We start from the raw sequence: 9,928 nt of genomic DNA, 5'->3' as shown, positions 1-9,928 counted from the left end.
GCTGCCGCGGGCACCGGGGCCCAGGCCGAGCACCTGCTGGCGGCGGCAGCCCGCCTCGACGCTCCCGGTGCGTCCCATGGCTGAGGCGGCGGGGCCCACCCGGCGGGAGCGGCTGGGGGTGTGGCTGAAGGACCGGCTCCGCTACGAGTGGCTGCTGCGCCGTCCGGCACCGGCCCAGCTCGGGATCGCCAACCGCCGCGAGCGGCTGGAGGCCGCCCCCGATGGCTTCGGTCAGGCCTGTCTGTGGCGCTACACCTCCCGCCTGCACGCGCCGGCCATCCAGCCGGAGCTCGGCCGGCGCCTGCTGCGCCGCTGCCTGGCGGCGGCACCGATCCGGCGCCGGCCCACCCCCGGCTGGGCCGCTGGGCCACCGGAGGTGAGCGTGCTGATCGGCCACCGGGGCACCGAGCGGCTGCCCCTGCTGCTGGCGACCCTCGAATCCCTCGCCGCCCAGGAGGGCGTCCGGCTCGAATGCCTGGTGATCGAACAGGACAGCGAGCCCCGCATCGCCGACCGACTGCCGGGCTGGGTGCGCCACATCCACGGCCCCCTGCCGGATCCGACCGCCCCCTACAACCGCTCCCACACCTTCAACCTCGGCGCCCGCGAGGCCCAGGCCCCGGTGCTGCTGCTGCACGACAACGACATGCTCGTGCCCACCGGCTATGCCCGCCGCCTGCTGGAGCGGATCAGCCGGGGCTACGCGGTGGTGAATCCGAAGCGGTTCGTCTTCTACCTCGATGAGACCCACAGCGCGGCGGTGCTGGCCGGCTCGGGCGCCTATGACGCAAGGCCGGCGGAAGCGATCGTGCAGAACCTGGAGGCCGGCGGCTCGATGGCGATCACCGCCGAGGCCTACGCCGCCATCGGTGGGATGGATGAGGGCTTCGTCGGCTGGGGCGGGGAGGACAACGAATTCTGGGACCGCTGCCTCACCCGGCCCACCTGGATCTGGGGCTACGAGCCGATCGTGCACCTCTGGCACCGGGGCCAGCCCCTCAAGCACCAGACCGACAACCCCAACCTGGAACGGGCCCGGGCCGTGATGCGGCGCCCCGCCCTCGAGCGCATCGCCGCCCTGCGGCCCGCCCCGGTCCCCGGCCTGGTCAGCACGATCATCCCGGTCCACAACCGTGCCGCCCTGCTGCGCGCAGCGGTGGCCAGCGTGCTCGAGCAGGACCACCGGCCGATCGAGATCGTCATCGTCGACGACGGGTCCAGCGACGACACCGGCGCCGTGGCCGACGGGCTGGCCGCCGACCATCCGCAGACCATCCGGGTGATCCACCAGCCCAACCGCGGTCCCGGCGCCGCCCGCCAGCGGGGCCTGGACCAGAGCCGCGGAGAGTTCGTCCAGTACCTCGACAGCGACGACCTGTTGCTGCCCGGCAAGTTCAGCGCCCAGGTGGACGCCCTGCGGCGCTCCCCCGGAGCCGGGATCGCCTACGGCCCCAGCCTGGAGGAGGACCACTCCCGGCGGCCCGTCGAACGGTGCGGCCCGATGCGGGCCACCGGGATCCCCCTGGAGCGGCTGTTCCCCCGGCTGCTGCTGGAGCGCTGGTGGACCACCAGCTGTCCCCTTTACCGACGCGACCTGCTCGACCGCATCGGCCCCTGGCAGCCCTGGATCAACGAGGAGGACTGGGAGTACGACGGCCGGGCCGGGGCGACCGGCACTCCCCTGGTCTGGGTGCCGGCGCCGGTGTCGGTGCGGCGGATCCATATGGGCGACGACCACCTCAGCGACCGGGGCCACCTGGACCCCCGCAAGCTGGTGGACCGCTCCCGCGCCCAGGAGTCGCTGCTGCGCAGTGCCCTGGCCGCCGGCGTCGACCCCGGCGGCCCCGAAATGGCGCGCTTCTCCCGCTCCGCCTTCCTGCTCAGCCGCCAGTGCGGTGCCGCCGGCGCCGAGCAGGCCGCCCGCCGGCTGTTCCGGCTGGCCCGGCGCCACGGGGCCCGGCAGCCGCGACGGCAGCTGGAGTTCCTCCTCTACGGCCTGCTCGCCGCGGCCCTGGGCTGGGGCCGGGCGGCCCGGCTGAGCATGGGAGTCCGGACACGGCTGCGGCCAGGACCCCGCCCAGGGGGGAACATGACCTGAGGTGATGCACGAGCCTGTGGAGCACGAATCCGGCACGGCCCCGCAGGTGTCGGTGGTGATGGGGGTTCGCAATGGCGCCGCCAGCCTCGCCGCGACCCTCGATTCCCTGACCGGCCAGGAGGGGGTGGAGCTGGAGATCGTGGTGATCAACGACGGCTCCAGTGACAACACCGGCGCCCTGCTCGCCGCCCGGGCCGCCGCCGAGCCGCGGCTGCGGGTGCTGGATCGGCCGGGACGGGGCCTCACCCGCTCCCTGATCGAGGGCTGCCAGCTGGCCCGCGGCCAGTTCATCGCCCGCCAGGACGCCGGTGACCTCTCCCTGCCGGGCCGGCTGCAGCGGCAGCTGCGCTGCCTGGAGGAGCATCCCGACGCCAGCCTCTGCTCCACCCACGTGCGCCTCGTGGTGCCGGAGGGGGCCACGGTGCGGGTCAACGCGCCGGAGCCCGCGGAGCTGGCCGATGGTCTCACCGGGCCCGCCATCCACGGCTCGGTGATGATGCGCCGCAGCGCCTACGAGCGCGCCGGGGGCTATCGGCCGATGTTCTATTTCGCCCAGGACATCGATCTCTGGAGCCGCATGGTGGAACTCGGCAAGCACCTGGTGGTGCCGGAGGTGCTCTACGAGGCCACCCTCTCCCCTGGATCGATCAGCGGCTCCCGGCGCCGGGAACAGGACGCGTTCCATGGTCTGATCGTGGCGGCCACCGAGGCGCGACGATCAGGCCGGGAGGAGGGTCCCGTGCTGGCCGAGGCCGAGGCGCTGAGCCAGCACTGCCGCGGCTCGCTGCCCGACCCCCGCCGCCAGGCCGATGGGGCCTACTTCATCGGCGCCTGCCTCATCCGTGAGCACCCGGACCTGGCCCGCCGCTACCTGCGCCAGGCCCTGGCCCTCAACCGCTGGCACCTCAAGGCCCGGCTCAAGCTGGCCACCCTGCCATGACCCTCAGCGTCGCCATTCCCACCTTCGGCCGCGATCAGGTGCTGATCGACAGCGTCGCCGCCCTGCTGGCGCTGGATCCGCCCCCCTTCGAGCTGCTGGTGGTCGACCAGACGCCCCGCCACGACCCCGACAGCGAGGCCCGGCTGGCGGCCTGGCAGGCGGAGGGACGGATCCGGTGGCTGCGGCTGCCGACCCCCTCGATCACCGGCGCCATGAACGTGGCCCTGCAGGAGGCCCGCGGCGATCGGGTGCTGTTCCTCGACGACGACATCCTGCCGGACCCGGAGCTGCTCAACGCCCACGAACGGGCCGGTGCCGCTGACCCCGACGCCATGCTGGCCGGGCGGGTGCTGCAGCCCTGGCACGGGGGCCAGAGCGATCCGGAGGACGGGCCCTTCCTGTTCAACAGCCTGCGGCCCCGCTCCGTGGCGGAATTCATGGGGGGCAACGTGGCGATCCCGCGGCGGCTGGCCCTGGATCTGGGGGGCTTCGACCAGAACTTCGTGCGGGTGGCCTACCGCTTCGAGGCGGAATTCGCCTTCCGCTGGCGCCAGGCCGGCCATCCGATCCAGTACGTGCCGGGTGCCCTGATCCACCACCTCCGGGCTGAGCGGGGCGGCACCCGCAGCTACGGCAAGCACCTCACCACGGTGAAGCCCGACCACGCCGTGGGCCGGTACTACTTCCAGCTGCGCACCCAGCCCCTGCCGGCGGCCTTGGCGGGCTGCCTGGGCGGCTGGCTGGGGTCGGTACGCAGTCGCCACCACCTGCGCCATCCCTGGTGGATCCCCCCCACCCTGATCGCCGAAGGGCGCGGCCTGCTCTGGGCCCTGCGGCTGCAGCGCAGGGGGCCGGCCCTGCTGCCCACCCGCCGCCGGCGGCTGCTGATCGCCGGCAGCCACCCGGTCCAGTACCAGACGCCCCTGTTCCAGGCCCTGGCCGCCGCCCCCGGCGTGGCCACGGATGTGCTCTATCTCACCCTTCCGGACGCCCGCACCCAGGGGCTGGGTTTCGGCGTCGCCTTCGAGTGGGACGTGCCGCTGCTGGAGGGCTACCCCTGGCACCGGGCCGCCAGTGGCCGGGGCCGCGGCATCACCTCCGGCTACCGGGGCGTCTGGCTGGCCCGGCCCCTGAAGGAGCTGGGCTTCGGCCCGGCCCGGCAGCGCCCCGATGCCCTGCTGCTCACCGGCTGGCACTTCCTGGGCATGGTGCAGCTGTTCATCGCCGCCCGGCTGCAGGGCCTGCCGGTGCTGCTGCGGATGGATTCCAACGCCTTCCGTCCCAGGCCCTGGCCCCTGAACCTCACCTATTGGCTGCTGTTCCGGGGGGTGTCGGTGGGCCTTCCGGTGGGCACGGCCAATGCCCGCTGGTACCGCCAGTTCGGTGTGCCCCAGAGCCGGCTGGTGCCCTCGCCCCACTTCGTCGACAACGCCTACTTCGCGGAGCGGGCCGCGGCCCTGCGCCCCCACCGGGACGCGCTGCGCCAGGACTGGTCCGTCCCCCGGGAGGCCTTCTGCTTCCTGTTCGCCGGCAAGCTCCAGTCCAAAAAACGGCCCCTCGACCTGCTTGAAGCGCTGCGGCTGCTGGTGATGGAGCCCCTGGGCCACCCGGTGCATCTGCTGATCGTGGGCAGCGGCCCCCTGGAGGAGGCCTGCCGGGAACTGGCTCGCCAGCACGCCCTGCCGGTGAGTTTCGCCGGCTTCCTGAACCAGTCGGCCATGCCCTCGGCCTATGCGGTGGCCGACGCCCTGGTGCTGCCCTCCGACCACGGCGAGACCTGGGGGCTGGTAGTGAATGAGGCCATGGCCTGCGGGCTGCCGGCGATCGTGAGCGACCAGGTGGGCTGCGCCGAGGATCTGGTGCTGGAGGGCCGCACGGGCCTGGTGAGCCCCGTCGGCCAGCCGGTGGCCCTGGCCGCGGCCATGGGCCGGATGGCCGCCGATCCGGCCGCCGCCGCCGCCATGGGACAGACGGCCCGGGAGCGCGTCAACAGCCACTTCAGCGTGCGGAACGCCGCCGAGGGGATCCTGGCGGGGCTGGCCCGGCTGGAGCGGCGCTGAGATGGCCAGGGCCCTGATCCTTTCCCTCCAGCCGCCGGGGGGCGGCGGCGTCCAGGCCCGCCGCTACGCCAAGCTCCTGCCCCATCTGCCGGCGGCCGGCTGGGAGTTCCACGTCATCGGCCCTGACCCCCGGCTCGATGCCGTCACCCCGGAACCCTTCCCCGAGCAGGAACGCTTCTGCCACTACAGCCGGCAGGTGTCCCGCTCCCAGCGCTGCGCCATCCGCAGGAACCGGCGCCGTCGCGGCTCGCCGCTCCACCTCTGGTTCGGCCTGCGCCAGCTGGTCCACCGGCGCCTGGAGCAGCTGGGGCGCCACGACCCCCAGACCCATGCCCTCGAAGGCCTCCGGGCCACCGCCCTGGAGACGGCGGCGCGCCTTCCCTTTGATGCGGTGGCCGGCATCTGCCCGGATTTCCGCGTGCTCGAGGTGGCCCTCGAGGTGGCCGGCCAGCTCGGCAAGCCCTTCATCGCCATCTACGACGATCCCTTCGGCCACCGGGAGAAGGGCCGTTTCCACCCGGCCCACCCCGAGCGCCAGCGGGCCGTGCTGGCCGCCGCCGCCGGGGCCGTGTTCGCCTCGCCCCTCACCCTGGAGCGCTACCGGGAGCAGGGGCTGCTGGGCGACACGCCGGCCCGGTTCCTGCCGGACTGCTTCGATCCCGGTGAGGCTTCCGCGGTCCCGCCTGCCGGCATCGGCGGCGGACCGGCCGACAGGGAGACGCCGGCGCGACCCCTGGCGCCGCTGACGCTGTTCCACCCTGGCAACCTGGGCCCCTGGCGGCCGATCGAGCCGCTGCTGGAGGCCGTGCGGCGCTGGCGGGCCGAGGCCCACGGCGGGCTGCGGATCCTGCTCTACGGCTACCTCTACGAAGCGGCCCGGGCGGCCATCCGCAGCGACCCCCTCCTGCGCCAGGACGTCACGCTCCACGCCCCCGTCAGCAACGAACGCTCCCACCAGCTGGCGGAGGCCGCCGATGGCCTTCTGGTGCTGATCGGCCCGCGCCACACCGACAACCTGCCCTCGAAGTTCTTTGAATACCTGCCCCATGGCACGCCGGTGCTGGTGGCCGGGCCGGCCGGCAACCCGCTGCAGGCGATCGTCGAAGGCCTGGAGAAGGGGATCTACTGCGACATCGAGAGCAGCGCGGCCATCTTCGACGCCCTGGTGGCCCTGCGGGAGCGGGGCGGCTGGTTCCGGGAGCGCCATCGCCACCACCGTGACGCCATCGCCGCCTATGCCGCCCCGGCGGTGGCAGGAGCCTGGGGGGCGGCCTTCGACGATTTCCTGGCGATTCGCCCGGCGCCATGAGGGTGCTTCATGTCATCCCCTCGATCAGCCCGCTGCGGGGCGGCCCCAGCCGGGCCGTGGTCGAGATGGTGGCGGCCCTGCGGCTCCGGGAGGTGGACGCGGCCATCCTCACCACCAACGACCACGGCCCGGGGCTGCACCCCGACCTGGTCACCGGCCGCTGGCAGCAGCACCGGGGGGTGCCGGTGCTGGCCTTTCCCCGCTGGAGTCCGCCCGTCGCCGCCCTGCGGGAGTTCGCCATCAGTCCCGGGCTCAGTCTCTGGCTGGCCCGCCACCTGAAGGACTACGACCTGCTGCACATCCATGCCCTGTTCTCCTACCCCTCCACCAGCGCCATGGCCCAGGCCCGCTGGGCCAGCGTTCCCTACATCCTGCGCAGCATCGGCCAGCTGAGCCCGTGGAGCCTGGCCCAGAGCCGCGGCCGCAAGCGGCTGATGCTGGGCCTGATCGAACGGCGCAACCTGCAGCGGGCGGCCGCCCTGCACTTCACCACCGGCGCCGAGCGGGACGAGGCCGCCGCCCTCGGCCTGGCTCCCCCCGCCCTGGTGCTGCCCCTGGGGGTGCGCGGCCCTGCGGCGGCGGCGGCGGGCGACCGGGACGGCACCACGCCGGTCCGCTTTCTGTTCCTGTCCCGGCTGCACCCCAAGAAGCGGCTGGAGAACCTGCTGGACGCCCTGGCCCTGCTGCAGCGGCACCGGCCGGAGGCGCCCTGGGAGCTGGCCATCGCCGGCGACGGGGAGCCGCGCTACGTCGCCGGCCTGCAGGAGCGCAGCCGGCGGCTGGGCCTGGAGGCCCGTTGCCGCTGGCTGGGGTTCGTGGAGGGGGAGGCCAAGTGGCAGGCGCTGCAGACGGCCGACTGGTACGTGCTGCCGTCGGCGGCGGAGAACTTCGGCATCGCCGCCGTGGAGGCCCTCGCCGCCGGCACCCCGGTGATCCTGTCCCCCGAGGTGGCCGTGGCGGCCGATGTGGAGCGCTGCGGCGCCGGCCTGGTCTGCGGCAGCGACCCCGAAGCCCTCGCCCGCACCCTGGCCACCGCGCTGGAGCGGCCCACCCTGTCAATGCGGGCGTCCGCCCTTAATCTGGCTCAGATGGATTTTTCCTGGAGCACGATCGCCCTTCAGCTGCGTGACGCTTACCGCCAGGTGCTGAACTCCTCCGCCGGCCGATGACCATCCTGCTGCTGATCGTGCTCTTCGGCGCCCTGGCCGCCGTGCTGCTCGACGGCGACTGGCGGGCGGGCCTGATGGTGACCCTGCTGATCGGCTTCGTGCAGGATCCCCTGCGCAAGATCACCCCGGACCAGCCGGGCTACATGGTCGGCCTGGTGCTGGTCGGCTTTGCCCTGTGCGGCGCGGTGATGCTGGAGCGGGCGGGCCGCTTCAACCTGCGGGCCATGTTCTGGACGGTGCCGCAGTTCGATGGCTGGGTGACGATCTACTTCGCCCTGATCGCCCTGCAGAGCCTCAACAGCTTCGCCCGTTTCTCCGACATCCGCCTCACCGCCATCGGCGCCGCCTTCTATCTGGCCCCGGCCTTCGGCCTCTGGGTGGGCTTCCAGGTGGGCTGCTCCCTGCCGTTCCTCAGGCGGCTGCTGACGCTCTACCTGATCGGTTCGACGGTGATGGCCTTCACCGTCTATCTCAGCTTCCAGGGGGTCGACCATCCCACCCTCCAGGAAGTGGGCGAGGGTCTGCTGATCACCTTCCGCCACGGCTTCTCCGCCCAGGGGGCCTCCGGCTTCTGGCGCACCAGTGAGATCGCCTCCTGGCAGCTCTCGGCGGCGGCCTGCATCGCCGCCTCGATGGGCATCGCCAGCCAGAAACCCACCAACCAGTTCGGGCTGCTGCTGCTGGCGGCGGGCTTCGCCTTCCTGACGATCCTCACCGGCCGGCGCAAGGCCCAGGTGCTGATCCTGGCCTTCGTCGCCGTCTATCTGCTGCTCTTCAGCCGCCGGGCCAGCCCCGCCTCCAAGGAGCGGGTGATCTCGAGCGTGCTCGGCGTGGCCGGGATCGCCTACCCCCTCTATGCCTTCATCCTCTCCGAGAATCTGGGGGAGAACTTCGGCGAGTACACCAACCGCTCCCTGACCATCCAGCAGGATCTGGTCGAGCGCTTCGATTCCCAGGGCATCGGCGCCACCCTGCGGGCCATCGAGATCTCCGACGGCATCGGCATGGGGGTGGGTGCCGGGGCCAGCACGGGGGGCCTGGTGAGGAATGCGGCCCGCGATGCCATCCAGAGCGTGGGCTTCGTGTCCGAGGGGGGCGGCGGCCGCCTCATCCTCGAACTGGGGGTCCCCGGCATGGTGGTGCTCGGGGTGATCCTGGTGCTGCTGGGCCTCGTGCTGCTGCGCAACTTCCGGCTGCTGAAGCAACTGCCCCAGTCCACCTCGGCCCTGCTGATGGGGCTGATGTCCTTCGCCCTGGCCAATGTGCCGGCGTTCTTCTCGGCGGCCCAGCTCTACGGCGACCCCTTCGTGCTCATCCTGATGAGCCTGTCCCTCGGCTCCTTCCTGGCCATTCCCACCCTGGTGTCCCAGCAGCAGGAGCAGTGGGCGCTGTGGCAGGAGCAGCGACGCCGGCAGCAGATCCTCCTGGAGAAGCACTCCCAGCCCCAGACATGAGTCGGAACGAGCCCGCCGCGCCGCTCCTCACCGCCCTGATCCTGACCCACAACGAAGAGGCCAACATCGGCCGCACTCTCACCCACCTGGACTGGCTGGATTCCATTCTGGTGATCGACAGCGGCAGCAGCGATGCCACCCTCGCGATCCTCGCCGGCCACGGGGCGGTCCGGGTGCTGCATCGGCCCTTCGACAGCTTCGCCGACCAGTGCAACTTCGGCCTCGACCAGATCACCTCCCCCTGGGTGCTGAGCCTGGATGCGGACTATCTGATCCCGCCGCCGCTGGCCGCTGAAATCCAGGCGGTGATCAGGGATCCGGCGGCCACCGCGATGGCGGGCTATGCCATCCCGTTCCGCTACTGCATCGGCGGCCGGCCCCTGCGCAGCGGCATGCTGCCCCCCCGCACCAGCCTCTATCGCCCGGAACTGGGCCGCTATCGCAACGACGGCCACGGCCACCGCATTGTCCTGTCGGGACCCATCGGGCGGCTGCGGCAGCCGATCTTCCACGACGACCGCAAACCCCTGCAGCGCTGGCTGGCCTCCCAGGGCTCCTACCTGGCGATCGAGGCGGCCAAGCTGCGGGCCACCCCCTCCAGCCAGCTGTCCCCGGCGGATCGGCTGCGCAAGCACACCCCCCTGGCCCCCTTGGCGGCCCTGCTGTTCTGCCTGATCTGGAAGGGGGGGCTCCTGGAGGGCTGGCGCGGCTGGGCCTACGCCCAGCAACGCATGTATGCCGAACTGCTGCTCCATCTGATGCTCCTGGAGGGCCGCTGCAGCCTCTCGACTCCCCCGTGAATGCCCACAGGGCCCTGCAGGATCTGGCAGTTGGATTAAGGTCCGGCCGGACCGCCGGACTGCCCCCTTCGAGTCCTTCGTTGATTCCCCCGCCCCGC

General features: G+C 72.5%; 7 protein-coding genes. All 7 read left to right on the top strand.

From position 1 onward, the window contains the following. Nucleotides 1-76: 76 nt before the first annotated feature. Genes KBY81_RS03250 through KBY81_RS03220 form a run of 7 tightly spaced genes read left to right on the top strand, consistent with a single transcriptional unit; the run spans nt 77 to nt 9,830 of the window. Complete coding sequence (locus KBY81_RS03250; protein WP_254975587.1) at nt 77-2,098, top strand: glycosyltransferase; 2,022 nt, start codon at nt 77-79, stop codon at nt 2,096-2,098. Between the two features lie 4 nt (nt 2,099-2,102). Beyond that, entirely contained in the window at nt 2,103-3,038 is a 936-nt protein-coding gene (locus tag KBY81_RS03245; RefSeq protein ID WP_254975586.1) for a glycosyltransferase family A protein, read from the top strand. Then, nucleotides 3,035-5,098, top strand: a complete 2,064-nt coding sequence (locus KBY81_RS03240; protein ID WP_254975585.1) for a glycosyltransferase — start codon at nt 3,035-3,037, stop codon at nt 5,096-5,098. The genes KBY81_RS03245 and KBY81_RS03240 overlap by 4 nt, the downstream gene beginning before the upstream one ends. 1 nt (nt 5,099) lies before the next feature. Further along, complete coding sequence (locus KBY81_RS03235; protein ID WP_254975584.1) at nt 5,100-6,407, top strand: hypothetical protein; 1,308 nt, start codon at nt 5,100-5,102, stop codon at nt 6,405-6,407. Then, nucleotides 6,404-7,576, top strand: coding sequence for a glycosyltransferase (locus KBY81_RS03230; RefSeq protein WP_254975583.1), 1,173 nt, complete (start codon nt 6,404-6,406; stop codon nt 7,574-7,576). Before KBY81_RS03235 ends, KBY81_RS03230 begins: the two co-directional genes overlap by 4 nt. Further along, nucleotides 7,573-9,030, top strand: a complete 1,458-nt coding sequence (locus KBY81_RS03225) for a hypothetical protein (protein ID WP_254975582.1) — start codon at nt 7,573-7,575, stop codon at nt 9,028-9,030. Before KBY81_RS03230 ends, KBY81_RS03225 begins: the two co-directional genes overlap by 4 nt. Continuing rightward, on the top strand, nt 9,027-9,830 hold the full coding sequence (locus KBY81_RS03220) for a glycosyltransferase family 2 protein (protein ID WP_254975581.1): 804 nt from the start codon (nt 9,027-9,029) through the stop codon (nt 9,828-9,830). Before KBY81_RS03225 ends, KBY81_RS03220 begins: the two co-directional genes overlap by 4 nt. The last annotated feature ends 98 nt before the right edge of the window (nt 9,831-9,928 follow it).

Source organism: Cyanobium sp. Lug-B (genome assembly GCF_024345635.1).
Taxonomy (GTDB): Bacteria; Cyanobacteriota; Cyanobacteriia; order PCC-6307; family Cyanobiaceae; genus Cyanobium; species Cyanobium minutissimum.
Note: the sequence above shows the minus strand (reverse complement) of the source record. Positions and strands in the feature narration are given on the sequence as shown.

Coding starts and splice junctions, on each gene's coding strand:
- KBY81_RS03250 (WP_254975587.1), top strand. CDS start 77: ATGGCTGAGGCGGCGGGGCCCACCCGGCGGGAGCGGCTGGGGGTGTGG.
- KBY81_RS03245 (WP_254975586.1), top strand. CDS start 2,103: ATGCACGAGCCTGTGGAGCACGAATCCGGCACGGCCCCGCAGGTGTCG.
- KBY81_RS03240 (WP_254975585.1), top strand. CDS start 3,035: ATGACCCTCAGCGTCGCCATTCCCACCTTCGGCCGCGATCAGGTGCTG.
- KBY81_RS03235 (WP_254975584.1), top strand. CDS start 5,100: ATGGCCAGGGCCCTGATCCTTTCCCTCCAGCCGCCGGGGGGCGGCGGC.
- KBY81_RS03230 (WP_254975583.1), top strand. CDS start 6,404: ATGAGGGTGCTTCATGTCATCCCCTCGATCAGCCCGCTGCGGGGCGGC.
- KBY81_RS03225 (WP_254975582.1), top strand. CDS start 7,573: ATGACCATCCTGCTGCTGATCGTGCTCTTCGGCGCCCTGGCCGCCGTG.
- KBY81_RS03220 (WP_254975581.1), top strand. CDS start 9,027: ATGAGTCGGAACGAGCCCGCCGCGCCGCTCCTCACCGCCCTGATCCTG.